The sequence below is a fragment of the Geothrix sp. 21YS21S-2 genome (assembly GCF_030846775.1).
Taxonomy (GTDB): Bacteria; Acidobacteriota; Holophagae; order Holophagales; family Holophagaceae; genus Mesoterricola.
Genome location: NZ_CP132910.1, coordinates 2,931,253 through 2,955,094, shown reverse-complemented (window position 1 = coordinate 2,955,094; position 23,842 = coordinate 2,931,253). Strand labels below are relative to the sequence as shown.

The 23,842-nt window shown below is 68.4% G+C and carries 23 protein-coding genes and 2 tRNA genes; 12 read left to right on the top strand and 13 right to left on the bottom strand.

Translation table 11 applies throughout. The annotated features are described in order from the left end of the window. Positions 1–5: 5 nt before the first annotated feature. On the top strand, positions 6–1,688 hold the full coding sequence (locus tag RAH40_RS12905; protein WP_306597957.1) for a pitrilysin family protein: 1,683 nt from the start codon (positions 6–8) through the stop codon (positions 1,686–1,688). Further along, entirely contained in the window at positions 1,685–2,926 is a 1,242-nt protein-coding gene (locus tag RAH40_RS12900; RefSeq protein WP_306597956.1) for a pitrilysin family protein, read from the top strand. The genes RAH40_RS12905 and RAH40_RS12900 overlap by 4 nt, the downstream gene beginning before the upstream one ends. On the opposite strand, the gene RAH40_RS12895 is transcribed toward RAH40_RS12900, so the two are convergent. Both RAH40_RS12895 and RAH40_RS12890 read right to left on the bottom strand, forming a co-directional pair. Next, entirely contained in the window at positions 2,919–3,806 is an 888-nt protein-coding gene (locus tag RAH40_RS12895) for a phosphoribosylaminoimidazolesuccinocarboxamide synthase (protein WP_306597955.1), read from the bottom strand. The genes RAH40_RS12900 and RAH40_RS12895 overlap by 8 nt on opposite strands. An 11-nt stretch (positions 3,807–3,817) precedes the next feature. After that, complete coding sequence (locus RAH40_RS12890) at positions 3,818–4,870, bottom strand: hypothetical protein (RefSeq protein ID WP_306597954.1); 1,053 nt, start codon at positions 4,868–4,870, stop codon at positions 3,818–3,820. Positions 4,871–4,951: 81 nt separating this feature from the next. Between RAH40_RS12890 and RAH40_RS12885 the strand changes: the two genes are divergently transcribed. From RAH40_RS12885 to RAH40_RS12875, 3 genes are all read left to right on the top strand, one after another. Beyond that, positions 4,952–5,566 carry a hypothetical protein gene (locus RAH40_RS12885; RefSeq protein ID WP_306597953.1) on the top strand — a complete coding sequence of 205 codons (615 nt, stop codon included), beginning with the start codon at positions 4,952–4,954 and terminating at the stop codon, positions 5,564–5,566. A 7-nt stretch (positions 5,567–5,573) separates the two neighbouring features. Further along, positions 5,574–6,335 (top strand): 3',5'-cyclic-nucleotide phosphodiesterase, encoded by a 762-nt coding sequence (locus RAH40_RS12880; protein WP_306597952.1) that lies wholly within the window; start codon positions 5,574–5,576, stop codon positions 6,333–6,335. Positions 6,336–6,492: 157 nt separating this feature from the next. Further along, positions 6,493–7,542: a Fic family protein gene (locus RAH40_RS12875; protein WP_306597951.1), complete on the top strand. Its 1,050-nt coding sequence runs from the start codon at positions 6,493–6,495 to the stop codon at positions 7,540–7,542. Between the two features lie 47 nt (positions 7,543–7,589). On the opposite strand, the gene atpC is transcribed toward RAH40_RS12875, so the two are convergent. Genes atpC through RAH40_RS12840 form a run of 7 tightly spaced genes read right to left on the bottom strand, consistent with a single transcriptional unit; the run spans position 7,590 to position 13,676 of the window. Continuing rightward, positions 7,590–8,006, bottom strand: coding sequence for an ATP synthase F1 subunit epsilon (atpC, locus tag RAH40_RS12870; RefSeq protein ID WP_306597950.1), 417 nt, complete (start codon positions 8,004–8,006; stop codon positions 7,590–7,592). A gap of 7 nt (positions 8,007–8,013) precedes the next feature. Then, positions 8,014–9,444 (bottom strand): F0F1 ATP synthase subunit beta, encoded by a 1,431-nt coding sequence (gene atpD / locus RAH40_RS12865; RefSeq protein ID WP_306597949.1) that lies wholly within the window; start codon positions 9,442–9,444, stop codon positions 8,014–8,016. 37 nt (positions 9,445–9,481) lie between these two features. Continuing rightward, positions 9,482–10,351, bottom strand: coding sequence for an ATP synthase F1 subunit gamma (gene atpG, locus RAH40_RS12860; RefSeq protein WP_306597948.1), 870 nt, complete (start codon positions 10,349–10,351; stop codon positions 9,482–9,484). A 3-nt stretch (positions 10,352–10,354) separates the two neighbouring features. Further along, positions 10,355–11,923 (bottom strand): F0F1 ATP synthase subunit alpha, encoded by a 1,569-nt coding sequence (gene atpA / locus RAH40_RS12855; RefSeq protein ID WP_306597947.1) that lies wholly within the window; start codon positions 11,921–11,923, stop codon positions 10,355–10,357. A gap of 27 nt (positions 11,924–11,950) precedes the next feature. Then, complete coding sequence (gene atpH, locus RAH40_RS12850) at positions 11,951–12,493, bottom strand: ATP synthase F1 subunit delta (protein ID WP_306597946.1); 543 nt, start codon at positions 12,491–12,493, stop codon at positions 11,951–11,953. Continuing rightward, complete coding sequence (gene atpF, locus RAH40_RS12845) at positions 12,490–13,233, bottom strand: F0F1 ATP synthase subunit B (protein ID WP_306597945.1); 744 nt, start codon at positions 13,231–13,233, stop codon at positions 12,490–12,492. The genes atpH and atpF overlap by 4 nt, the downstream gene beginning before the upstream one ends. Further along, positions 13,233–13,676 carry an ATP synthase F0 subunit B gene (locus RAH40_RS12840; RefSeq protein WP_306597944.1) on the bottom strand — a complete coding sequence of 148 codons (444 nt, stop codon included), beginning with the start codon at positions 13,674–13,676 and terminating at the stop codon, positions 13,233–13,235. Before RAH40_RS12840 ends, atpF begins: the two co-directional genes overlap by 1 nt. Positions 13,677–13,918: 242 nt before the next feature. On the opposite strand from RAH40_RS12840, the gene RAH40_RS12835 reads away from it, so the two are divergent. From RAH40_RS12835 to ltrA, 4 genes are all read left to right on the top strand, one after another. Then, positions 13,919–13,994 (top strand) — tRNA-Val (locus RAH40_RS12835). A gap of 21 nt (positions 13,995–14,015) precedes the next feature. Then, a tRNA-Asp gene (locus tag RAH40_RS12830) sits at positions 14,016–14,092 on the top strand. A 54-nt stretch (positions 14,093–14,146) separates the two neighbouring features. Continuing rightward, complete coding sequence (der, locus tag RAH40_RS12825; protein ID WP_306597943.1) at positions 14,147–15,835, top strand: ribosome biogenesis GTPase Der; 1,689 nt, start codon at positions 14,147–14,149, stop codon at positions 15,833–15,835. A gap of 763 nt (positions 15,836–16,598) precedes the next feature. Next, entirely contained in the window at positions 16,599–17,918 is a 1,320-nt protein-coding gene (gene ltrA / locus RAH40_RS12820) for a group II intron reverse transcriptase/maturase (RefSeq protein ID WP_306597942.1), read from the top strand. Positions 17,919–18,042: 124 nt separating this feature from the next. Here ltrA and RAH40_RS12815 read toward each other — a convergent pair whose 3' ends face one another. Further along, positions 18,043–18,822 (bottom strand): SDR family oxidoreductase, encoded by a 780-nt coding sequence (locus tag RAH40_RS12815; protein WP_306597940.1) that lies wholly within the window; start codon positions 18,820–18,822, stop codon positions 18,043–18,045. A 126-nt stretch (positions 18,823–18,948) separates the two neighbouring features. Here RAH40_RS12815 and RAH40_RS12810 point away from each other — a divergent pair, with 126 nt between their 5' ends. Next, the gene (locus RAH40_RS12810; RefSeq protein ID WP_306597939.1) at positions 18,949–20,334 is read left to right on the top strand and encodes an MFS transporter; all 1,386 of its coding nucleotides are present in this window, start codon (positions 18,949–18,951) and stop codon (positions 20,332–20,334) included. On the opposite strand, the gene RAH40_RS12805 is transcribed toward RAH40_RS12810, so the two are convergent. Next, positions 20,335–20,598, bottom strand: a complete 264-nt coding sequence (locus RAH40_RS12805) for a rhodanese-like domain-containing protein (protein WP_306597938.1) — start codon at positions 20,596–20,598, stop codon at positions 20,335–20,337. Positions 20,599–20,754: 156 nt separating this feature from the next. Between RAH40_RS12805 and RAH40_RS12800 the strand changes: the two genes are divergently transcribed. Both RAH40_RS12800 and RAH40_RS12795 read left to right on the top strand, forming a co-directional pair. Then, entirely contained in the window at positions 20,755–21,273 is a 519-nt protein-coding gene (locus RAH40_RS12800; protein ID WP_306597937.1) for an HAD family hydrolase, read from the top strand. 32 nt (positions 21,274–21,305) lie between these two features. Continuing rightward, positions 21,306–21,881: a hypothetical protein gene (locus RAH40_RS12795; protein ID WP_306597936.1), complete on the top strand. Its 576-nt coding sequence runs from the start codon at positions 21,306–21,308 to the stop codon at positions 21,879–21,881. 233 nt (positions 21,882–22,114) lie between these two features. On the opposite strand, the gene lpxB is transcribed toward RAH40_RS12795, so the two are convergent. Together lpxB and RAH40_RS12785 are read right to left on the bottom strand one after the other, a co-directional pair. Continuing rightward, positions 22,115–23,227, bottom strand: coding sequence for a lipid-A-disaccharide synthase (gene lpxB / locus RAH40_RS12790; RefSeq protein ID WP_306597935.1), 1,113 nt, complete (start codon positions 23,225–23,227; stop codon positions 22,115–22,117). Beyond that, a complete protein-coding gene (locus RAH40_RS12785) occupies positions 23,224–23,811 on the bottom strand; it encodes a hypothetical protein (protein ID WP_306597934.1) in 588 nt (195 codons plus the stop codon). Before RAH40_RS12785 ends, lpxB begins: the two co-directional genes overlap by 4 nt. Between the last annotated feature and the right edge of the window lie 31 nt (positions 23,812–23,842).

The following is a 23,842-nucleotide window of genomic DNA, read 5'->3' as shown; positions in this document are numbered from 1 at the left end:
GAGTCATGTTCGACCCGAGACCGTTCCTCCTGGCCCTCCTGGGCGCGGCCTGCGCCGCCCAGATCATCCAGCCGCCCGACGTGACGGACCGGACCCTGTCCAACGGGATCAAGGTGCTGATGGTGGAGCGCCCCGGCATCGGTGCCGTGCGGGCCGAGGTGTTCATCCAGGGGGGACGGGCCGCCGCCGGGGGCCTCGCCCCCGCGGCCGCCGACCTCCTGGCCCGGAGCCTCTTCCGCCGCCAGCCCCCCGCCCAGGTGGAGAAGGACCTGGACATGACCCTGCGCCAGGAGGGCACCGCCTTCGAGACCCTCCGGCTGGAGCGGCTCCGCCAGGCCCGACGCCCGGACCGGGCTCCCTCGCCCGAGCTCCCGGCCCTCCAGGCCATGCACCGGGCCGCCCTGGCGGCCATCCAGGACCACATGCGCCCCTCGGACGCCTGGGACGAGGTGGATGCCCTGGGGGGCACCCGCCGCAGCTGGGACGTGACGGCGGACTACATCGCCCATGGCTTGGACCTGCCCGCCGGCCAGGTGGAGGCCTGGTGCCGGCTGGAGGCCGCCCGCCTCGCCCACCCGCCCCTGGGCCGCTTCCCCCTGGAGCGGGAGCGGCTCCTGCTGGAGGTGGACAGCGGGAAGCCCCCCTGTCCGTCCTCCCTTTCCGTGCTGCTTTCCATGGCCCTGGCGGGGCGCCCCTATGCCCAGGCTTCCGAGTTCCATCGCTCCGACGTGGAGTCCATCACCCTGGCCGACCTGAAGGCCCTGGGAAGGCACCTCCTGGCCCCCGGGCGCATCACCCTGGTCCTGGTGGGCGATTTCCGCTCCGATGCCCTCCTGCCGGCCCTGGAGCGCGCCTTCGGTGTCCTGGGGAAGGGGGAGGCCGCCCCGGCGCCCGCGCCCTTCAAGGACGACGACCCCATGAACGCCCTGGAGTCGCCCGCGGGGCGGAAGATGCTGGTGAGCACCACCGGGGAGACCCGGATCATCGTGGGCTGGCGGATCCCCCCGGCCAACCACCCCGACGGCCCCGCCCTGCGCGCCCTCGCCCAGGTCATGGCCGGCAGCCCCAGCTCCCGCCTGAACCAGGCGCTCCTCACCACCAAGGGCGTCGCCGGCACCCTCGCCCTCAGCATCGGGGTGCCCGGGCAACGGGACCTGAACCTTTTGGTGGTGGACGCCGAACCCGCCGCGGACCACTCCCTGGCCGAGCTGGAGCAGGCCATCATGGGCGAGGTGCTGCGCCTGCAGCGCGAACCCCTGCCCGAGGCGGAGGTGCGCCGGGCCCAGGTCCAGCTGGAGGTGCTCCAGATCCAGGTGCAGGAGGACGCGGCCGCCCTGGCCGGCGCCCTGGGGAAGGCCCACTGCCAGGGGGGCGACTGGCGCCTGGCCTTCCGGGCCCTCTCCGCCGCCCGGGACCTCCGGCCCTCCGACATCCAGGCCGCGGCCCGCACCTACCTGGTGCCCTCCCGCATGACCGTGGCGCAGTTCGGTCCGGATCCGCTCCTCCTGCCCCTGGATCAGACCGAGAGCCGCCTGCTCCAGGTCCTCAATGCCCTGGTGCAGCGCCGCATGTCCGATCCCGTCGAGGCCCAGGGCGTGCTGCGGGAGGCCCTCAGGCAGCTGCGCATGCTGAGCCCCGGCGAGCGCCTGCAGACCCTCAAGCTCCTGGAAGCCCAGGTGGCGCCATGAGGGCCTGCCTGTTCCTGGCCTGCGCGGCGCTCGCGGCCGCCCCGGGGCCCCAGACCTTCACCCTCCCCTCCGGGTTGCGGTGCCAGCTGCTGGAAAACCATGACCAGCCCCTCATCCGGGCGGAACTGGCCGTGCGATGGGACGGCGAGCCACGGCCCGGCCTGGGCGGCTTCCTGGCCCAGCTCATGCGGGCCGGGGGGGCCGGGACGTACACCCGCCCCGAGTTCAACCGGGCCCTGGACGACCTGGGCATCACCTTCGGGTTCGAGAGCGGGCCCGGCCTCTACCGGTGGACCCTGGCCACGGACAGCCGCAGCCAGGAGCCCGCCATGGAGCTGCTGGCGGACGCGGTCTTCCGGCCGGCCTTCGACATGGGGACCCTGGGGGCCCAGCGCCTGGCCGTGGGCCGGCAGTTCACCGCCGCCGGCGCCCAGGACCGCGGCCGGGCCCGCTTCCTGTGGGCCCTGGGGGACCCGTCCGTGGAGCTGCCCCTGGTCGCCGGGGCCGTGGACGCGATGGACTTCACGGAACTGCAGGCGTTCCGCCGCCGGGTGGTGCGCCCCGAGAACGCCTCCCTCGTCCTCCACGGCGACCTGAGCCTGGTCCAGGCCAAGGAGCTCGTCTTCCTTCATTTCGGGCTTTGGGGGCCGGGTCCCCGGACAGCCCCCCCGGGGACAACCCCCCAGGCCGCCGCCGAACCCAGGCTCCTGGAGGTGCTGGACGGCGGCGAGGCCGAGCTGTGGGCCGGACGGTCCGCGGCCGGGTGCGATCCCGCCGTGCGGGAACTGCTGGAGGACCTGCTGCAGCAGCTGCCCCGGGTCCTGTCCCCGGGCCTCGTCGGCGAATGGGGCGTCGGTCCCGGCCGGCCGCTCCTCCTCAAGGTCAAGGCGGGCGCCGGCGCGCGGGACGGCCTGGTGGCGGCCTTCCTGCGGACCCTTGAGGGGATGCGGACGCAGGGCTTCACGGAGCAGGACCTGGACCGGGCCCGGGCCCGGTGGAAGGCCCGCGTCGCGGCCCTGCCCCTGCATCCCCAGGACCTGGTCCGCCGCCTGCAGGAGGGGGTCCTGGACCCCGCCTTCGCCGCCCGCGTGGAGGCCGTGCGGCTGAAGGAGGTCAACGAGGCCCTGGCCGCCCTGCTGGCCCCGGCGGACCTGCGGTACCTCCTGCTGGGCGGGGATGCCGCCCTGGTTCAGAAGGCCGAAGCGGCGGGCCTGGGGCCCGCGGTGGCGATCAACTGACCTGGACCCCGAAACGGGCCGCGAGGTCCAGATAGCGCTCCTGGATCCCCCGGATGACCTGCGGAGGCAGGTGGGGCGCCGGGGGCCGCTTGTCCCAGTCCGGGAGGGTCTCCAGGTAGTCCCGCAGGAACTGCTTGTCGAGGCTGGGGGGGTTGGAGCCGGGCCGCCACGCGTCGGCCAGCCAGTACCGGCTGGAGTCGGGCGTGAGCACCTCGTCGATGAGCATCAGGCTGCCGTCCTCCAGGAGGCCGAACTCGAACTTGGTGTCGGCCAGGATGATGCCCCGTTCCAGGGCCAGCTCGCAGCCGCGTCGGTACAGGGCCAGGCTGGCCGTACGCACCCGGGTCGCCAGCTCCTGGCCGATGAGTCCGGCCATGGTGGCGAAGTCGATGTTCTCGTCGTGGCCCTCCTCGGCCTTGGTGGAAGGGGTGAAGATGGGTTCGGGCAGGCGGTCGGCATTCCGCAGGCCGGGGGGAAGGGCGATGCCGCAGACCGTGCCGCTCTTTCCGTATTCCTTGAGCCCGGAACCGGCCAGGTAGCCGCGCACCACGCACTCCACGGGCAGGGGCGCGGTCTTGCGCACCAGGATGGAACGGCCCCGGAGCAGGTCGGCATGGGGCCGGAGGGCCTCGGGGTAGGCCTCCACCGCCGTGGCCTCCAGGTGGTTGGGAAGGAGGTCCGCGGTGGCGCCGAACCAGAAGTTGGCCACCTGGGTGAGGATCCGGCCCTTGCCGGGGATGCCTTCGGGCATGATGCAGTCGAAGGCGGAGATGCGGTCGGTGGCCACGATGAGGAGGCTGCGCCCGAGGTCGTAGACATCCCGCACCTTGCCGCGCCGGAAGGCGGGGAGGGGCAGGTCGGTTTTCAGGAGTGCGTCCATGGCGTCCTCGTTCAGGGGGTGGAAGGCAGTTCCGGGATGTGCCGGGGGGTGGGGGCCAGCCAATGGAGGGCCATGGGCAGGAGCTGGTAGCGGTTCTGGATGTTCACCCACCGGGATAGTTCGGTTTCCCGCACGGTGGTTCCCGGCCCGGTGACGGGCAGGCCGCGCTCGGCGCAGAAGGCCTGGACCTCGGCGCCGGTGACGCCCAGAAGGGCGGGCAGGACCTCGAAGGGGTAGGTGTTCTCGTTGAAGGCCGGGGCGAGGATCCGGAAGTCGAAGGTCTCCCGGAGCACCGAAAGGGTGGCCTCCCGGTTCAGCTCCAGGGCCGCGTCCAGGTGGGGGAAGGGGTCCTGGCCACCCAGGCTCCGGGCCTGGGCGGCGCCCAGGTGGGCCAGCGGGTGAACGGGGTTGGCCTTGAGGAGCTTGGCGAAGGCCTCCCCGGCTTCCAGGGCACGCCCCAGATTGATGAGACATTCACCCCTGTGCAGCAGGGATTCGGCGTTCCGGGGGTCCTGGGCGAGGATGCGGTCGGTGATCTCCAGGAGTTCCTCCACCATGCCGGCCTTGCGCAGGAGGGCTGCGAGGTTGTCCAGGGCCGAGCGGTGGTTGGGGGTGAGGAGGAGGAGCCGCTCCAGGAGCTCGATGGCGTGGGCGTCGTCCTGCTCCTGTTCGGCGCGCTGGGCCCAGTCCCAGAGGACCTCGGCCTGGCGCGCCACGGGGTGGCTGAGGGTGCCCCGGCGCTCGTCGGAGGGGTGCAGCAGCTGCGTGCAGACCCAGGTGTAGCGGCCGGGGTCCCGCCCGCCCGGAGCGCCCAGTTCGTCCTCGATCGCCCGGATGACGGTCTTCAGGCCGCGGTCCCACAGGGGCGGCACCGGCATCTGCACATGGGTCTGAAGCTCGCGGCGCAGGGGCTGGAGGGGGTCCCCCGTGCGGCCCAGGTGGAGCTTCAGGCGCAGGAAGCGCAGCTCGGCGGGGGGATCGGTCTCGACCCGCACCCGCAGTGCGAGTTCGCCCGTGTCCGGGTCGAAGCCGTCGAGGAGGAGGTACTGGAGGTGGGCCCGCATACCAAGAGATTAGCAAAGGTAGTTGACCGCGAGTCCTTTAGCCATGAATATTGGGATGTTCCAGAGTTGCAGGGAGCCGCCATGAAAATCCTGTCCGTCGTCGGTTGCGCGCTTATCGCCTTGGCACCCGCGACGGCGCATGCGGGGGGCCTTGAACTGGGATTGCTGCTGGACAAGCAGGTGGGCAAGGCCCAGGCGCTCACGGCGCCCTCCAACGGCCTGAAGGCGGGCAACTACGATTCGGTGGGCCCCACCGGCCTGGGCTTCCGCGCGGCCTACACCTTCCTGGACCTGAAGATCGCGGGCCTGGGCGCGGCCGTGACCTACCACCCCAAGGCCGAGGGCGACCTGAAGCTGGGTTCGGCCACCCTGGGCAAGTACGGAAGCGAATATTCCGCCGTGGGCCTGCAAGCGGATTGGAAATTCATCATCAACCTGAACGCCGGCATCGATTACCGGTTCGAGAAGCTGACCACCTCCGGGCCCGGCCTGCCGACCGAGACCACGAACCTCGGCCGCCCCTGGGTGCGCGCGGGGCTGGGGTTCTCCGCCCCCCTGCCGGTGGTGAGTCCCTTCGTGCGCCTGGAAGTGGCGGCGCCGCTCAGCACCCCTGCCAAGGGCGACGGCAACGAGGAATTCCGCAAGGCCATGGCGCCTTCCTTCCAGGTCGCCCTGTACGGGGGCATCCGCTTCTAGGGGCCGAATGGAACTGCGCGTTCTAGGATGTTCGGGAGGCGAGGCCGAGGGCAACCGCCTGACGGGGCTCCTCGTGAACGGCACCGTCGCCATCGACGCGGGGAGCCTCACCCAGGCCCTCTCGCTCGAGGAGCAGGTGGAGATCCGGCAGATCTTCATCAGCCACTCGCACCTGGACCACATCTGCACGCTGCCCTTCTTCACCAAGAACATCTTCGGGCACACCGACGTGCCCGTGGAGATCCACGCCCTGCCCGAGACCCTGGACGCCCTGCGCCGGCACCTCTTCAACGACGAACTGTGGCCCGACTTCTCGGTGATCCCCAGCCCCGACAACCCCATCATCCGCTTCACCGAGATCGAGCCCGGCCGCACCTACGAGGTGGAGGGCCTGCGCATCACGCCCATCCCCGTGAACCACCTGGTGCCCTGCGTGGGCTACTGCGTGGAGGACGACCACTCCGCCTTCATCTTCAGCTCCGACACCGCCGCCACCGACAAGGTCTACGAGGTGGCCAACGCCACGCCGAACCTGCGGCTCTTCATCACCGAAGCCAGCTTCCCCAATGCCCAGGGCTGGCTGGCGGACGCCTCGAAGCACCTGACCCCGGAGAAGCTGGGGAAGGAACTGAAGAAGCTCAAGGTGGACGTGCCGGTGGGCATCTACCACCTGACGCCGGGGGACCGGGCGGTGATGCTGCCCGAACTGAAGGCACTGAAGGATAAGCGGTTGAAGCTTCTGGATCAGGACTCACGATTCCAGTGGTAGGGCAACGCTCATGTCCTCAGGAATTGAACCGATTGAAAACCGGACTTTGAAACGGTTTGGATAGGCCGTTCATTCCCCAGCGTGAATTGGGTGAAATGGGGTGTCATTGTGGGTGTCGGTGCTTGAATTGGGTGAAATTGGGTGTAGTTTTGGGTGCATGTTCCGCACTGAATCCCTCCAGATCACCCAGGAATTCCTGAACCTCATCGCGAGGATCGAGGAATTCAAGGGAATCTGGCGCACCCTGGGCGTTCTGGCCCCGGACCGGCTGGCGACCCTGCGCCGGGTGGCTACGGTGGAAAGCATTGGATCCTCCACCCGCATCGAGGGCAGCCGGCTCACCGACAGGGAGGTGGAACGCCTTCTGGGTGCCCTGGAGATCCGGGAATTCGCAACCCGGGACGAGCAGGAGGTCGCTGGCTACGCGGGGGTGATGGAGCTGATTTTCGCCTCATGGCAGGACATCGCCTTCACCGAGAATCATGTCCGCCAGCTCCACCGGGACCTGCTGGTCCACAGCGACAAGGACGCTTGGCACCGGGGCGACTACAAGACCACTTCCAACTCCGTGGCGGCCTTTGATGCGGAAGGGAACCAGGTGGGGGTGGTCTTCGAAACCGCCGCGCCGTACGACACCTCCCGGTTGATGGGGGAGCTGACCGGGTGGGTCCGGGAGGAGCTGGAGAGTCGCCGGATCCATCCCCTGCTCGTCATCGCCATCTGGGTGGTGGTCTTCCTGGAGATCCACCCGTTCCAGGACGGCAACGGCCGCCTCAGCCGTGCCCTGACGACGCTGCTTCTCCTCAAGGCGGGCTACGCCTACGTTCCGTACAGTTCCCTGGAGAGCATCATCGAGCGGAACAAGGAGGCGTATTACCTCGCGCTGCGAAGGACCCAGGGAACCATCCGCACCCAGGCTCCGGACTGGCAGCCCTGGGTGGGATTCTTCCTGCAGTCCCTGCACGAGCAGACCCGCGTCCTTGGCCGCAAGATCGAGCGCGAGAAGAAGGTGCTGGCGGCCTTGCCCAGGCACTCCCTCCTCATGGTCGAATTCGTCCGCGAGCAGGGAAGGATCACCATGCGGGAAGCGGTCCGGGTTACGGGCGCCAGCCGGAATACGCTCAAGGTGCAGCTCCGGACCCTGGTGGTATGGGGTTTGCTGAACCAGCACGGGCAGGGGCGGGGCGTCTGGTACGACCTCGCATGAACGAAGGGCCGGGACGAATCCCGGCCCTTCATTCCCAGGTCGTTCAATCAGTGCCCGATCGGTTTCCCTGCAGCCTGCAAGCGCACCAGGCTGGCGGCGAGCTTGGCCTGGGCCACGTCCAGCTCGTCCTCGGTGTCGGCGTCCTTGATCATCTTCAGGGCGCGGACCCGGGCGGCCTCGGCGCGGTCGGCGTCGATCATGTCCACGGTCTCGCTGATGCGGGCCAGGACGGTCACATGGTCGGGACCCACCTCGGCGAAGCCGCCGAAGACCGTGAGCCAGTGCTTCTGGTCGTTCTCGGTGTAGTAGACGAGGCCGGTGCCCAGGGCCGTCACCAGGGGGGTGTGGCCGGGCAGCACGCCGTAGTAGCCCAGCTCGGCGGTGGGGAACTGCACCTCCGAGACGTGGGCGGAAAAGACCCGGCGTTCGGGGGTAAGCACTTCGAGGAGGATGGAGTCGGTCATGGCAGCCTCAGGCCTGGGCCAGCTTTTCCGCCTTCGCCGCGGCCTCTTCGATGGTGCCGACCATGTAGAAGGCCTGCTCGGGGAGATGGTCCCACTTGCCGTCGCAGATCTCCTCGAAGCCGCGGATGGTCTCCTCCAGCTTCACGTACTTGCCGGGCATGCCGGAGAAGGTCTCGGCCACGTGGAAGGGCTGGCTGAGGAAGCGCTGGAGCTTGCGGGCGCGGGCCACGGCGAGCTTGTCGTCGTCGGAGAGCTCGTCCATGCCCAGGATGGCGATGATGTCCTGGAGCTCCTTGTACTTCTGCAGGATGGCCTTCACGCGCATGGCGGTGCCGTAGTGGCGCTCGCCCAGCACGCGGGGGTCCATGAGGCGGGACGTGCTGGCCAGGGGATCCACGGCGGGGTAGATGCCCAGGGCGCTCAGCTCGCGGGAGAGGTTGGTGGTGGCGTCCAGGTGCGCGAAGGTGGTGGCGGGCGCGGGGTCGGTGTAGTCGTCGGCGGGCACGTACACGGCCTGCACGGAGGTGATGGAGCCCTTCTTGGTGGAGGTGATGCGCTCCTGCAGCTCGCCCATCTCGGTGGCCAGCGTGGGCTGGTAGCCCACGGCGGAGGGCATGCGGCCCAGGAGGGCGGAAACCTCGGCGCCGGCCTGGGTGAAGCGGAAGATGTTGTCGATGAAGAGCAGCACGTCCTTGCCCTCGGCGTCGCGGAAGTGCTCGGCGACGGTGAGGCCGGTGAGGGCCACCCGGGCGCGGGCGCCGGGAGGTTCGGTCATCTGCCCGTAGATGAGGGCCACCTTGCTCTCGGCGATGTTCTCCTTGTTGATGACGCCGGAGTCCATCATCTCGACCCAGAGGTCGTTGCCCTCGCGGGTGCGCTCGCCGACGCCGGCGAACACCGACAGGCCGCCGTGGCCCTTGGCCAGGTTGTTGATGAGCTCCATGATCAGCACGGTCTTGCCCACGCCGGCGCCGCCGAAGAGGCCCGTCTTGCCGCCCTTGGCGTAGGGCTCCAGGAGGTCGATGACCTTGATGCCGGTCTCGAACATCTCGGCGGTGGTGTTCAATTCGTCGAGCTTGGGGGCCTCGCGGTGCATGGGCAGCGTGGTCTTGTTGCCCAGGGGGCCGCGCTCGTCCACGGGCTTGCCCACGACGTTGATGATGCGGCCCAGCGTCTCGGGGCCCACGGGCACCTGGATGGCGCTGCCGGTGTCGACCACCTTCTGGCCGCGCACCATGCCCTCGGTGGGCTCCATGGCCACGCAGCGCACGCGGTTCTCGCCCAGATGCTGCTGGACTTCGAGCGTCACGGTGCTGGTGACGCCGTTGGCGTCGGTGATGTCGGTGAGGATGGCGTTGAGGATCTCGGGGAGGTGGTTCTCCTCGAACTCCACGTCCACGGCGGGGCCGATGATGGCGATGACGCGGCCTTGCTTCATTTGACTCATGTCGGACCTCAGGGCTAAGGGGGATTGATCAGGCGTTGGCGCCGGACACGATCTCGATGATCTGGTTGGTGATGGAGGCCTGCCTCAGCTTGTTCATGTTGAGGGTGAGGCGGGCGATCATGTCCTCGGCGTTGGTGCTGGCCTTGTCCATGGCTGCCATGCGCGCGCCGTGCTCGCTGGCGGAACTCTCCAGCAGGGCGTGCAGGAACGTGGTCTCGATGAAGCGGGGCAGGAGGGCGTCCAGAACCTTGGCGGGGCTGGGCTCCAGGAGGGGGGGCACGGCCTCGTCGGCGTGGGCGGGGATCTCCATGGGGAAGATGCGCAGCGTCGTGGGCACCTGGGCGAGGGCCGAGGCGAAGTAGTTGTGGATGACGTACAGCGCGTCGATCTCGCCGGCCTCGTACTGCTTCGCGGCTTCCACCGCGATCTCCTGGGCCAGGGCCGGGAGCCCGGCCAGGGCGATGCCGGTGCGGTCCGCGGCGTAGGCCATGCCGCGCTTGCGGGCCCAGTCCGCGGCGCGCTTGCCCACCGCGTCCAGGTGGACGATCCTCGAGCCGGTGGTGGTCACGAAGGCCGTGGCCTGCTTGAGCACGTTGGCGTTGAAGCCGCCGCAGAGCCCCTTGTCGCTGGCGATGACCACCAGGCGGATGTTCTTCTCCTCGCGGGGGGCGAGAAAGGCCTGGGCGATGGGGCTGTCGACGGAGGCGCCCAGCTCTTCCGAGCGGGTCACCACGTTGCGCACCACGTCCAGCATCTTGGCGGCGTAGGGGCGCAGGGCCAGAAGGCTTTCCTGGGACTTCCGCAGCTTGACGGCGGAAATCATCTTCATGGCCTTGGTGACCTGCTGGGTGTTCTTCACCGACCGGATCCGGCGGCGAATGTCCTGTAGGCCGGCCATGGGTTATGCTCCCGCGGGCTGGTTGAGCGAAGCCTGGAAGGTCTCCTTGAAGCTCGTCACCTGGACCTTCAGGGCGGCCTTGGTCTCGTCGGAGATGACCTTGGTGTCCCGGATGGCCCGGAGCAGCTCGGGAGCGTTGATGTCGAGGTACGAGTGGAGGCCGGACTCGAACTTCCGGCACTGGTTGACCGGCAGGTCATCCAGGAAGCCGGCGGTGGCGGCCCAGATGGTGACCACCTGCTTCTCCACGGGCATGGGCACGTACTGGGGCTGCTTGAGGATCTCCACCAGGCGCTGGCCGCGGTTGAGCTGGGCCAGGGTGCCCTTGTCCAGGTCGGACCCGAACTGGGAGAAGGCCGCCAGCTCGCGGTACTGGGCGAGCTCGAGCTTGATGGAGCCGGCCACCTGCTTCATGGCCTTCACCTGGGCGGCGCCGCCCACGCGGCTCACCGAGATGCCCACGTTCAGCGCGGGCCGGACGCCCGAGTTGAAAAGGTCGGATTCCAGAAAGATCTGGCCGTCGGTGATGGAGATGACGTTGGTGGGGATGTAGGCGGAAACGTCGCCGGCCTGCGTCTCGATGATGGGCAGGGCCGTCAGCGATCCGCCGCCACGCGCCTTGCTGAGCTTGGAGGCGCGTTCCAGCAGGCGGGAGTGGAGGTAGAACACGTCGCCGGGGTAGGCTTCGCGGCCGGGAGGGCGCCGCACCAGGAGCGAAATCTCGCGGTAGGCCACGGCCTGCTTGGAGAGGTCGTCGTAGATGGCGAGGACGTGCTGGCCGGGGTTCTCGGCGGAGGCCTCCTTGCCGTCCACGCCGTGCCACATGAAGTACTCGCCCATGGCCGCGCCGGTCATGGGGGCCAGGTACAGCAGGGGCGCGGGCTCGGAGGCCGTGGCGGCCACCACGATGGTGTGCTTCATGGCGTCGAAGTCTTCCAGGGTCTTCACAACCTGGGCGACCGTGGAGCGCTTGAGACCGATGGCCACGTAGATGCAGATGACGCCCGTGTCCTTCTGGTTGATGATGGCGTCCAGCGCCACGGCGGTCTTGCCGGTCTGGCGGTCCCCGATGATCAGCTCGCGCTGGCCGCGGCCGATGGGGATGAGGGCGTCGATGGCCTTCAGGCCGGTCTGCATGGGCTGGCTCACGGACTCGCGGTCCACGATGCCCGGGGCGATGCGCTCGATGGGGTTGCGGCCGGCGGAGGCGATGGGGCCCTTGCCGTCGATGGGGTTGCCGAGGGCGTCGATGACGCGGCCCACGAAGGCCGGGCCCACGGGCACGCTCATGATCTTGCCGGTGCGCTTGACTGTGTCGCCTTCCTTGATGGCGGCGGTCTCGCCCAGCAGGATGATGCCGACGTTGTCCTCCTCCAGGTTGAAGGCCAGGCCCTTCACGTCGTGGGGAAGCTCCAGCAATTCGCCGGCCATGACCTTCTCGAGGCCGTGGGCCCGGGCGATGCCGTCACCCACGCTGATGACCGTCCCGATCTCGGAAACGTCCACCTGGGCGTCGAAGCCTTCGATCTGGCTGCGGATGATGCGGGAAATCTCTTCCGCGCGAATGTCCATGCGTTCCTCCGAAATTCCGGGACGGGGTTAGGCAGAAAGGAGCTTGGCCTTCAGGAGCCGGAGCTGGCCCTGGAGGGAGGCGTCGTAGACGGTGGAGCCCACCTGGACCTTCACGCCGCCGAGGATGGCGGGATCCGGCTGCCAGCGGAACCGGATGGTCTTGCCGGTGCGCTGGGCCAGGGTGGCCGTGAGGGCCGTGGTCTGGGCCCCGGTGAGGGGCTGGGAGCTCTGCACGCGGGCTTCCACCACGCCCGTGGCCTGGTCGACGAGTTCCGAGTAGGCCTCGGCGATCTCGTGGACCAGCGGCAGGCGAGCGGCCTTGGCCACCACCTGGAAGAACGTGCGCACCGTGGCGCTCATCTTGCCCTGCTCGAGGATCGCGTCGAAGGCCGCGGCCTTGCGGGACGGGGCCAGGAGGGGGTAGAAGGCCAGGCGGGTGAGGTCGGGGTTGGCCTTCACCAGGGCGGAGATCTCCGTGAGCTCCTCCCGGTAGGCGGCGAGCTTGCCTTCCTTCTGGGCCAGATCCGCGAGGGCCTTGGCGTAACGGCGAGCGACGAGGCGGTTGCTCACTGGGCACCTCCGACCTGCTGGATGGACTGGTCGATGACGCGGGCGGCCACGTCGCCGGTCACCTGGTTCTGGAGCCGGCGGCTGGCGCCCTCCACGGCCAGGGTGGCCACCAGAGTGCGCAGCTCGGCTTCGGCGGCGCGCTTCTGGTAGTCGATGTCGGCGGCGGTCTGGGCCCGGATCTGGGCGGCCTCGGCCTGCGCGGACTGGATGATGCGCTCCTTCTCCGCCTCGGCCTCGGTCTCGGCCTTGGCCATGATGCCGGCCAGCTCCGCCTGGAGCCCGGCCATGCGGCCCTCCAGCTCGGCGATCTGGGCGTCGGCTTCGGCGCGCTCGCGCTCGGCCTGGCTGAGCTTGTCCTCCAGCTCCTTGGCCCGGGCCTTGAAGGCGCTGGACAGGGCGCCCTTCAGGAGGAGGAAGAGCAGCCCCGCGAAGAGGGCGAAATTGAAGGCCTGGATCCCGAACTGGCCGGCCTTGCCCAGCTCCATGCCGAAGAGCTTGAAGGGGACGTGGTGCGCTCCCCCGTGCCCTTCGCCGGTGGCCTCATGGCCGCCCTCGTGGGCCGCTGCGGCCTCATGGCCGGCCGAAGCCTCATGGCCTTCGGGCTTTGCTTCATGCCCTTCAGGCTTGGTTTCGGGCTTGGCCTGGGCGTGGCCGGCGGGCTCCTGGGCCCGCAGGGCGGGCGTTCCGGAAGCGAGGCCGCAGAGAAGGGCCAGGAAAACGAACGGTCGGAGGATTTTCATCATGCCTGCCGGAGAAGATGGGAAACCATGGATTCGGAAAGGGCTTCCACCTGGGTCATGAGATCGGCCTTGGCCGATTCCTGCGTGGCCTTCAGTTCGGCCAGGGCGCGCTCCCGGTGCCCCGCCGATTCGGCGCGGGCCTTGTCCAGCAGGGCCTCCTTCTCCGCGGACGCGGCGGCGGAAAGGCTCTTGCGGTGCTCGAAGGCCTTGGCCCGGAGCTCCTTGAGACGGGCGGCATAGTCCGCCTGGCGCTCCTCCACCAGGGCGGCGGCCTCGGCCCTGCGGCTGGCGCCCGACTGGATGGCCGTTTCGCGGTCGTCCATGACCTGGATGATCGGCTTGAAGAAGGCGTATTTGAGGAAGATGAAGAGGGCCGTCACCAGGACCATCACGAAGACGAGGGTCCCCGGATCGATCTTCATGGGATCCGGCAGCGCGTCCATGAAACCCTGGGGCTCGCCTGCATGAAGGATCCCTGCCCCGCCAATCGACATCAGAACATCAGGTAGCACGGATTCCTCCAATTGGCCTGCGTTTCCCCTCAACTCGGACCGCCCGGGGCGCAGGAAGGAAGGTCCTAGATAAGGGAGCCAGACATTCTCTCAACTTCGCAGTCATACCTCAAGCCAGGGATTTAGCCTTGACGCAGCGGGTGTCACGTGAGAGTATCAATGTTCGGCGATACGGGCGATTAGCTCAGTCGGTAGAGCAGCTGCTTTACACGCAGCATGTCGGCGGTTCGAGTCCGTCATCGCCCACCAGAAATGGTGCTTTGAAAACCAGGGGTTGTAGCTCAGTCGGTTAGAGTGACGGCCTGTCACGCCGTAGGTCGCGGGTTCGAGCCCCGTCAGCCCCGCCAGTAAAAGGAAGCGCCCTCGTCATGAGGGCGCGACTTTTTTAGGGAGCCACCCTCATGAAACTCCCCATCGTAGCCCTGTGTGGTCGTCCCAACGTGGGCAAGTCTACTCTTTTCAACCGACTGACCCGGAGCCGGGCGGCACTCGTGCACGATCTGCCGGGCATGACCCGGGACCGGAGCTACGGACGGGTGACCTGCCTGGATGAGCTCGGCGATCCCACGGAGGTGTTCGAGCTGGTGGACACCGGCGGCCTGGACTTCGACGGGGCCGACGTGATCACCATGGGCATCACCCGCATCGCCGAGGCGGCCATGCAGGAGGCCCACGTGCTCGTCCTCATGGTGGACGCCCACGACGGCTGGAATCCCGACGACGCCGAGATCGCCACCCGCATCCGGGTCCAGGGCAAGCCCTCCATCCTGGTCATCAACAAGATCGACGGCGTGCGGGGCGGGTCCCCGGACAGCGCCTTCTACGAGCTGGGCTTCGACGAGGTGCACATCCTCTCCTCCGCCCACGGGGACGGGGTGCCCGAGCTGCTGGAGAGCATCAAGGCCCACCTCCCCTTCCACCGCACCCCCGAGGAGGCGGAGATCCACGATCCCGGCGACGAGCTGCGCTTCGCCGTGGTGGGCCGCCCCAATGTGGGCAAGTCTTCTCTGGTCAACAAGTTCCTGGGCTACGAGCGGAGCCTGGTGAGCGACGTGGCCGGCACCACCCGGGATACGGTGGACACGGTGTTCCAGGTGGAGGAGCGCATCTACCGCCTCATCGACACCGCCGGCATCCGCCGCAAGGGCAAGACCAACGAGGGCGCCGAGAAGCTCTCGATCCTCAAGGCCAAGCAGGCCATGGCCCGCGCCGACGTCTCCCTGCTCCTGGTGGACGCGGTGGAGGGGGTGACCCACCAGGACGCGGTCATCGCGGGCTACGCCCACGACGCCGGCGCCGCGGTGATCATCGTGGTGAACAAGTGGGACCTGGTGGAGAAGGACACCTTCACGTCGCTGTCCATGGAGGACAAGATCCGCCAGGACCTGGGCTTCCTGCAGCACTCGCCCATGATCTTCGTGTCGGCCCTCACGGGCCAGCGGGTATCGAAGATCTTCGCCCTCATCCACGAGGTGGCCGACGCCCACGCCCGGCGCATCCCCACCAGCAAGCTCAACAATTTCCTCCGGGAAGCCGTGTCGAACTTCCCGCCCGCGGCCACCGAGGGCCTGAAGCCCAAGCTCTACTTCATGACCCAGGTGGGCACCCGCCCCCCCAGCTTCGTCATCAAGACCAACACGGACCGCGAACTGCACTTCAGCTACCAGCGCTACCTGGAGAACCGCCTGCGGGAGCAGTTCGGGTTCATCGGCACCCCCATCCGCCTCGCCTTCCGCAAGCGCGGGGTGGGCGAGGGCCAGGACGAAGGCACCGCGAAGGTCCGGAGGATCCTGGATCCCGGCGAGGGGCTGAAGCCCAGCCGGAGCGCCGAGGCCAAGTCCCATTCCTCCCAGGGGCCCTCCACCCGGTCCCGCACCTTCCACCGGCCCAAGGCCGAGGGCGAGGCGGACGAGCCGCGCCCGCCCCGCACGCCGAAGGCTCCCGCCAAGCCGGCCAGGCCCGCGGCCACCCGCCCGGTCCGGGCGACCAAGGCCGCTCCCGCCAAGGGCCGAGCGTCCAGGGGCGTGAAGGGGCTGTCGGCCACCCGTGCTGGGCACTCGGCCAAGCGGCAGGTCAGCAAGAAGAAGTAGGAATCGATGCGATGCAGGAGGGGGCCTGCATGGCCCCCTTCTCTTATCCCTTTTCCATCCCCGTCCATCCCCGTTCATCCCCGGCGAATAGAACGCCGGGTGCTTCGGTCCCAGCGTTTCGGCAGCATCCTTGGCTTTCAATCGCCGGGGATGAACGGGGAGTGCGCCAGGCCAAGCCTGGGCGAGGAGGATGGATGACCTAAGACAGACTGAAACCTCGCAATGGAGCCCAGCGGGGAGGCAGCAAGCCCCGCCCGGCAAAGCTGGCCAGCAGCCGGAACCGAGTCTTGCGTGGGGAAGGGCGACCGACCTCGTGAAGCGTAGACAGGGAGTGCATGGGCCGTGTGATGGAGCCCCGAAAGCATCCAACCGTGGGAGTCGACGCCGTTCTCCGATCGGAAGACAGCACCCGAAGGTCGCAAGGGCCTGACCGTAGGGTCCCACCGGGGTCATAGAGCAGGGCACGTGCACAGGGGTTCCCCAGGAACCTGGGAGATCCAGCCATCTCCGCCAACAACCCAGTGGTGAGGGAAGCCACGTAAAACGAACCCAGGCTCGCCGGGGGGTGCCGCCCCCGGCGGGAGCGAACAGCCGGCACAGGGCGGTACCGCAAACTGAAGGAAACGAAGGAGCGCGGGAGGGGTGGCCGGAAGTCGGAGCAGCTCATAGTAGCGATGATCGCGGGGAACCGGGCCGCCGGGACCCGCTGGAGCCAAGGAGCTGCCGGATCACGGAACCGTTGAAGGGAAAGATAATGGGTGCAATGACATCCAACAGCGTCTCCACGAAACAACAACGGATCGCAGAACTGGCCAGGATCCACCCGGAGGTGGCTTTCACCTCCTTGGCCTACCACATGGACCTGGACTGGATGAAGGAAGCCTTCGGGCGCACCCGCAAGGATGGGGCGACCGGGGTGGACGGCGTGACGGGCAAGGAATACGGGGAAAACCTGGAGTCCAACCTCCAGAGCCTCCTGAACCGGGCTAAGAACGGCGACACCTACAAGGCCCCTCCAGTCCGGAGAACCTACATCCCGAAAGGGGATGGCAGCCAACGCCCCCTGGGCATTCCCGCCTTCGAAGACAAGGTCCTGCAAAGGGCCGTGGTGATGGTGATGGAACCGCTCTATGAGCAGGACTTCCTGGACTGCTCCTACGGGTTCAGGCCCGGGCGCTCCGCGCACATGGCGCTGGAGGCGATTTGGCAGGGGTTGATGGACATGGGGGGAGGCTGGGTGCTTGACGTGGATATCCGTAAGTATTTCGATACTTTGGACCACGGGAAGCTGCGGGAAATCCTTGACCTGCGGATGAAGGACGGCGTTCTGAGGCGCCTGATCGGCAAATGGCTCAACGCGGGCGTGCTGGAGAAAGGATGCATCACGCACCCGGAAACCGGCTCGCCCCAGGGCGGGGTGGTCAGTCCGATGCTCGCCAACATCTACCTCCACGAGGTGCTGGACGTGTGGTTTGAAAGGGAGGTCAAGCCCCGACTCCGGGGTCGGGCCTTCCTGGTGCGCTACGCGGACGACTTCGTGATGGGCTTTGCCCAGGAGGAGGATGCCAAGCGGGTTATGGAAGTCCTGCCCAAGCGGTTCGAGCGGTATGGCCTGACGATCCACCCGGATAAGACCCGGCTGGTGGAGTTCTGGAAGCCGAGGGAGCCCAGGGACCCCAATGGGGGACCAGGCCACTTCGACTTCCTGGGATTCACCCACTACTGGGCCACGGCCAAGAACGGCCGGTGGGTGGTGAAGCGGAAGACCGCGAAGAGCCGGATGAGTCGGGCGCTCACGAAGATCGGGGAGTGGATGGCCAAACACCGCCACCTCCCGGTGCGCGAGCAATGGCGGACGATCAACCAGAAACTGGTCGGTCACTTCAGGTATTACGGGATCACGGGGAACTCCAGGGCCCTGGCGCACTTCCGCTATGAAGTTGGGCGAAGGTGGCGTGGATGGCTCAACCGGAGGTCCCAGCGGGCCCGCATGACCTGGGATCGCATGAACAAGCTTCTGGCTCGGTTCCCACTGGCCCCAGCCATCAGTTACGCATCGAAACTACGTCCTCAGCGACCGTGACGAGGAGCCGGATGCGGTAGTCCCGCACGTCCGGATCTGAGGGGGGCCGGGGGCGCAAGCTCCCCGGCCTACCCGACTAAAAAAAGCTATAAAAGATGTTATTCCAATCCATGCCCGGGCCGGCCTAGAGCGTGCCCTGGATGATCCCCCCGTCCACCTGGATGGAACTACCCGTCAGGTAGCTGGCTCGCTCGCTGCACAGGAAGGCGATGACGTCGCCGATCTCCTCCGGCCGCCCCAGGCGGCGCACGGGGATGGAGGCGTTGGCCTTCTCGAAGTAGTCCTCCACGGTGGTGCCGTCCTTCCGCGAACGCACCTCGGCCAGGTGGAGCTGGCGGTCCGTCAGGACGTGGCCGGGCAGGAGGGCGTTCACCAGGACGTTGTCGGGGCCGAACTCGGTGGCCATGGTCTTGGTGAGGGCGGACAGGCCGGCGCGCAGGGCGCTGCTGATGGTCAGGAGGGGCACCGGCTGCTTGGCCACCAGGGATGTGATGTGGACGATGCGGCCCCACTTCCGCTCCCGCATGCCGGGCAGGACGAGGCGGGACATGCGGACCACGTTCAGGAGGGTGCTCTGCACGCCGCTCTCCCACTGGGCCTCGGTGAGGTCCAGGAAGGTGGCGGCGGGGGGGCCCCCGGTGTTGGTGACCAGGATGTCCACCTGGCCGAAGGCGGCGAGGGTCGCCTTGAACCAGTCCTCGATCTCGGCGGGGTTCGTGACGTCGCAGGGGACGGCGAGGACGGAGCCGCCCAGCTCGGCCCTGGCGGCCTCCAGGGCGGCCCGGTCCCGGCCGCAGATGGAGACCCGGCAGCCCTCCTTCACCAGGGCGGCCGCGGCGGCCTTCCCCAGGCCCTTGCTGGCGGCCGCCACCATGGCCACGCGGCCCGTGATTCCCAGTTCCATGGCTGCACCTCCCGAGGTTCCCAGGCTGCCACGATCGGGGCGCGGCCGGAAGCTGTGACTTGGGAGGAAGACAAGGGGGGGCCGGTCCTGTAGCCTGGATCCAAACCACTTTCCCCGGGAAGCCCCATGACGGAAGCCATCAGAAGATCCCTGCGCGATTCGGTCCTGGCCCGATGGACGTCCCTGCTCATCGTGTCGTTCACGATGCTGTGCGGATACTACGTGGCCGACGTCCTGTCCCCGCTCAAGCCCCTGATCGAGCAGCAGCTGAAGTGGACCAGCGCGGAGTACGGGTTCGTCACGGGCGCCTACGCCTGGTTCAACGTCTTCCTCTTCATGCTCATCTTCGGCGGCATCATCCTGGACAAGATGGGGGCCCGGTTCACCGGCATCCTCGCGAGCTCGCTCATGGTGATCGGCTGCGGGATCAAGTGGTGGGCGGTGAGCACGCACGCCCTGGACGGGACCATGGTCCCGCTGGTCCACGTCAAGGGCCAGGTCATGGCGGCCTCGCTGGGGTTCGCCACCTTCGGGGTGGGCATCGAGATCGTCGGGGTCACGGCCACCAAGGTCATCGCGAGGTGGTTCAAGGGCTACGAGATCGCCCTGGCCATGGGGCTCCAGGTGGGCACGGCCCGCATCGGGACCGGCCTCGCCATCGGCCTGGGCGGGCCCATCGCGGTCTACTTCAAGTCCGTGGGGGCGCCCATCCTCGTGGGGGTCGTGCTCCTGGGCGTGGGCCTCGTGGCCTACTTCTTCTACTGCGCCATGGACCTGAAGCTGGACCGGACCGAGGGGGTCGACACCCAGGGCGTGGCCGAGGAGGATGCCTTCCGCCTGTCGGACATCGGCGAGATCCTGCGCATCCGCGGGTTCTGGTACATCACCATCCTCTGCGCCCTCTTCTATTCGGGCGTCTTCCCCTTCCTCAAGTACGCCCCGGACCTCATGGTCCAGAAGTTCCACGTGAAAGAGAGCCTGGCCGGCTCCATCCCCAGCATCCTCCCCTACGCCGCCATGCCGCTGACGTTCCTCTTCGGCAGCTACTACGACCGCAAGGGCAGGGGCGCCACCCTCATGGTCATGGGCTCCGTGCTCCTGGTGGCCGTGCACTTCGTGTTCACCGTGCCGCTGCTCAACAGCTGGGTGGTGGCCCTGGTCGCCACGATCTTCCTGGGCTTCGCCTTCGCCCTGGTGCCTTCCGCCATGTGGCCGTCGGTGCCCAAGTTCATTCCCCACCGCCAGCTGGGCACGGCCTACGCCCTGATCTTCTGGACCCAGAACCTGGTGGCCCTGTGGGGCGTCCCCTACCTCATCGGGTACGTGCTTGACCGCTATTGCATCGTCGGCACCCGGGTGGTGGACGGCGTCAGCAGCCCGGCCTACAACTACGCCCTGCCCATGATGATCTTCACCTGCCTGGGCGTGCTGGCCGTGGTGTTCGGCCTGCTCCTGAAGATGGAGGACAAGGCCAAGGGCTTCGGCCTCGAGCTCCCCTGCCAGGAACGGTAGCTACAGCAGGTTCGTCCAGGCCCCGCCGTTGTGGACCTCGACGCATCCCTCCCGCTCCAGGAACTGCTTGGCGATGCCGGACCGGCCCCCGCTGGCGCAGAAGACGATCACCGGCCGCCCGGGATCGATCTCGGCCACGCGGAGCTGGAGCTGGTCCAGGGGGATGTTGACGCTGCCGGGGACGTTGCCCTGGCCGTACTCGGCCGGGGTCCTCACGTCCACGAGCTGGGCGCCTGCGGCTTTGAGCTGGTCGAAATCACCCACGGGGTTGGCCTCCACGGAAGAAGAGCAGGATCTGCTTGACGATGAAGAGGATCCCCCAGACCAGGGCCAGAACGAGCACTGCCTTGCCCAGGTACATGGGATCCTTTCCTAAGATGCTTTAGAAGATATCCTTGTTCCGTTCCCGGAGGCGATCCCATGACCAGCATCGAAGAAAGGGCCCGGGCCATCCGCCTCGTGTGCACCGACGTGGACGGGGTGCTCACCACCGGGGCCCTGGTCTACGGCACGGATCCCCGGCACACCAAGGCCTTCAACGTGCGGGACGGCGCGGGGATCAAGTGGCTCCAGCGGTTCCGGATCCCGGTGGCCTTCATCTCGGGGCTGGATTCCCCGGCCACGATCCACCGGGCCTGGGACCTGAAGGTGGAGGACTGCTTCGTGGGCCACCTGGCCAAGAAGCCGGTGTTGGACCAGCTCTGCGCCAAGTACGGCCTGGCCCCCGAGGAGGTCGCCCACGTGGGCGACGACCTGGCCGACCTGCCCCTGCTCACGCGGGTGGGCCTCGCCTGCTGTCCCCGGGACGCCGTGGCGGAGGTGCGCGCGGCCTGCCACCTGGTCGTGCCCGTGGACGGTGGAGCCGGCGTGGTGCGGGCCGTGGCCGAGGCCATCCTGCGGGCCCAGGGGCACTGGGACGAGGTGGTGGCCTCGTACTGAAGTAGACTGGAGCCACTTCCATAGGATCCGCCATGCACGCCGTCCATAGGACACTGGCCATCACCTCGGGAATCCTCCTGGCCTCCGCGCTCTGGGGCCAGGAGGCCGAGCCCTCCACCCTGGGCCTCCAGCTGCGGGGGAGCTTTCCCGAATCGGGCCTGGGGGATGCCGTGGGCGGCGGGAACGCGCCGGGGGTGGGTATCAGCCTCGTGATGGAGAACGACCTGGCCGAGTACTACCCGGGCTGGCGGTACCGCGTGGCCCTGGGCATGGACTTCTGGTTCTGGGGCAACCTGACCAAGCTCCCCGGCTCCGCGGGCAAGGTGTCCGTGGGCCACCTCAGCGCCGAGGCGGTGCGGATGCTGCGCCCGGCCAGCCCCAAGGGCCCCTACCTGGTGGCGGGCGTGGGCATCTACGAATGGTCCTGGTCGAAGTCGGACCCGGTGCTGGGCAAGGTGGACCAGAAGGCGGGGCACATGGCGGGCACCTTCGGGTTCGGGTACCGCTGGACGCGGTCCCTGGACTTCGAGGTCAAGGCCCTCATGGGCAAGATGGACCCCGACACCACCGCGGTGGCCATCATGGCCGCGGCCACGTACCGGTTCTAGGGCTGCCGGCAAAGCCCGGGGCTTCCTGGACACAGGATGAAGGGGGCGCTCAAGGCAGGAAGATCCCCATCCATCCCATACATCTGATTCCCTGTTTCAGCAGGGCGATTGCAGGAATGGGTCGGCGAAGGCAGCTAGCCTGCGCGCCTTCTCATTCCTGGCCGGCCCTGCTGAAACAGGGATGTGAATTGGATCGAGAGGAAAGGGCAGGATAAGGCCTGGCCGGTCCTTTCCTAGAGAAACGCGGCAAGGTGGTCCGCCACCCGGCGCGCCGCTCCCGGTTCGCCCAGGCGGGCCCGGATGCCGGCCAGTTCCTCGCGCATGGAGGCCGCCTTCCCGGGTTCCAGGAGGTCCTTGAGCACCTGCCGGAGCCGGACGGGGTTCACCTCGCCCTGCAGGAGTTCGGGCGCCACTTCGCGGCCGGCCACCACGTTGGCCAGGCCGAAGTGGGGGATCCGCACGAAGTACCGCGCGGCCAGATAGGTCAGGGGGCTCAGCTTGTAGATGATCGCGAAGGGCGTGCCCAGGAGGGCGGTCTCCAGGGTGGCGGTGCCCGAGCACACCAGGGCGGCGTCGGCGTAGGCCCGGGCGGCGTAGCCCAGGTCCTCCACCAGCCGGATGGGGGCGCCTTCCAGCCGGAGGGAGGCCGCATCCAGGGTGGGCGCCACGGGGAGCACCCACTGGACGTCCGGGCCGTCCCACCCGGCGACGGTGGCCACCAGGGGCGGCAGGAGGCGGTCCAGTTCGCTGCCGCGGCTGCCGGGAAGAAGGGCCACCAGGGGTCGGGAGGGGTCCAGGCCGGCCCTCCGGAAGAAGGTCTCCCGGTCCACCTCGGGCACCACGGCCTCCACCAGGGGGTTGCCCACCCAGAGGGCCTCCACGTGGAGGCCCTGGAAGAGGGCCGGCTCGAAGTCGAACAGGCAGTAGAGGGCATCCAGGGTGCGGCCCAGTTCCGGGATGCGGCCCGCCTTCCAGGCCCACACCTGGGGGCATACGTACCAGTGCAGGCGCAGGCCCGGCATCGCCTTGCGGAAGGCCTTGGCCAGGCGGAGGTTGAGCCCGGGATAGTCGATGAAGAGGACCGTGCCCACCCCCTCCTCCCGGGCCACGTCCTGGATGAGCTTGAAGAGGCGGCGCAGCTTGGGCAGGTGGCGGATGACCTCCACGAAGCCCACGACGCCCAGATCCTTCACGTCCGCCAGTTTGCGGTCCAGGAAGGGGGTCATGAGGCCGCCGCCCACGCCGATGATGCGAAGGTCGGGGCGCAGGGCTCGGAGCTCCTTGAGGATCTCGGCGCCGTGGAGGTCGCCGGAGGCTTCGCCGGCGATGACGAGGAGGGGCTTCACTGCGCGCCTCCCTTGAACAGCACCTCGGGCCAGGCCCGGGCCAGGTCCTCCAGGCCGGCGCCCCCGGGCACCGCCACGTTCCACCGGTAGCCCAGGGCCTCCAGGCCCGCGAGGTCGTCGCCGGGCTCGGCCACCGCGCAGAAGAGCCGGTCCGAGATGCACTCCAGGTCCGCGCCCACGCCGCGGTCCCAGCAGAACCCCACCGCCTCCCCGCGGGCTTCGCGCAGCCGCCTGACCAGGCCCGGAGCGGCGCCGGGGGCGGGGCGCAGGGCCAGCTTGACGCCGGTGCCGTGGGTGATCTCCAGCAGGCCCTCCAGGACGCCCAGGAAGCGGGAGACGTCCATGCGGGCTTCCGGGTCCTCGGCGGCCAGCACCAGGAAGTCGGGCTCCAGGCGGGCCCGCAGGGCCGCCATGGCGGTCTCGCCCAGCGCCTCGTCCCAGGGGGCCGGAGCCAGGTGGATGGCGTGCACGGGGAGGCCGGCCCAGGCCGGGTGGAGTCGGCCATTCCACGCCAGTTCGATGGCCTGGAAGGGCTTATGGGCGCCGGGGTCGATTTCGGAAGGGACGAGGGGCACAAATCGCATCAGGTGATTATCATGGAACACTGGAGGCATC

Excerpts from the sequence above, each read along its gene's own strand:
- RAH40_RS12905 (WP_306597957.1), top strand. The coding sequence starts at position 6 with ATGTTCGACCCGAGACCGTTCCTCCTGGCCCTCCTGGGCGCGGCCTGC.
- RAH40_RS12900 (WP_306597956.1), top strand. The coding sequence starts at position 1,685 with ATGAGGGCCTGCCTGTTCCTGGCCTGCGCGGCGCTCGCGGCCGCCCCG.
- RAH40_RS12895 (WP_306597955.1), bottom strand. The coding sequence starts at position 3,806 with ATGGACGCACTCCTGAAAACCGACCTGCCCCTCCCCGCCTTCCGGCGC.
- RAH40_RS12890 (WP_306597954.1), bottom strand. The coding sequence starts at position 4,870 with ATGCGGGCCCACCTCCAGTACCTCCTCCTCGACGGCTTCGACCCGGAC.
- RAH40_RS12885 (WP_306597953.1), top strand. The coding sequence starts at position 4,952 with ATGAAAATCCTGTCCGTCGTCGGTTGCGCGCTTATCGCCTTGGCACCC.
- RAH40_RS12880 (WP_306597952.1), top strand. The coding sequence starts at position 5,574 with ATGGAACTGCGCGTTCTAGGATGTTCGGGAGGCGAGGCCGAGGGCAAC.
- RAH40_RS12875 (WP_306597951.1), top strand. The coding sequence starts at position 6,493 with ATGTTCCGCACTGAATCCCTCCAGATCACCCAGGAATTCCTGAACCTC.
- atpC (WP_306597950.1), bottom strand. The coding sequence starts at position 8,006 with ATGACCGACTCCATCCTCCTCGAAGTGCTTACCCCCGAACGCCGGGTC.
- atpD (WP_306597949.1), bottom strand. The coding sequence starts at position 9,444 with ATGAAGCAAGGCCGCGTCATCGCCATCATCGGCCCCGCCGTGGACGTG.
- atpG (WP_306597948.1), bottom strand. The coding sequence starts at position 10,351 with ATGGCCGGCCTACAGGACATTCGCCGCCGGATCCGGTCGGTGAAGAAC.
- atpA (WP_306597947.1), bottom strand. The coding sequence starts at position 11,923 with ATGGACATTCGCGCGGAAGAGATTTCCCGCATCATCCGCAGCCAGATC.
- atpF (WP_306597945.1), bottom strand. The coding sequence starts at position 13,233 with ATGAAAATCCTCCGACCGTTCGTTTTCCTGGCCCTTCTCTGCGGCCTC.
- RAH40_RS12840 (WP_306597944.1), bottom strand. The coding sequence starts at position 13,676 with ATGGACGCGCTGCCGGATCCCATGAAGATCGATCCGGGGACCCTCGTC.
- der (WP_306597943.1), top strand. The coding sequence starts at position 14,147 with ATGAAACTCCCCATCGTAGCCCTGTGTGGTCGTCCCAACGTGGGCAAG.
- ltrA (WP_306597942.1), top strand. The coding sequence starts at position 16,599 with ATGACATCCAACAGCGTCTCCACGAAACAACAACGGATCGCAGAACTG.
- RAH40_RS12815 (WP_306597940.1), bottom strand. The coding sequence starts at position 18,822 with ATGGAACTGGGAATCACGGGCCGCGTGGCCATGGTGGCGGCCGCCAGC.
- RAH40_RS12810 (WP_306597939.1), top strand. The coding sequence starts at position 18,949 with ATGACGGAAGCCATCAGAAGATCCCTGCGCGATTCGGTCCTGGCCCGA.
- RAH40_RS12800 (WP_306597937.1), top strand. The coding sequence starts at position 20,755 with ATGACCAGCATCGAAGAAAGGGCCCGGGCCATCCGCCTCGTGTGCACC.
- RAH40_RS12795 (WP_306597936.1), top strand. The coding sequence starts at position 21,306 with ATGCACGCCGTCCATAGGACACTGGCCATCACCTCGGGAATCCTCCTG.
- RAH40_RS12785 (WP_306597934.1), bottom strand. The coding sequence starts at position 23,811 with ATGCGATTTGTGCCCCTCGTCCCTTCCGAAATCGACCCCGGCGCCCAT.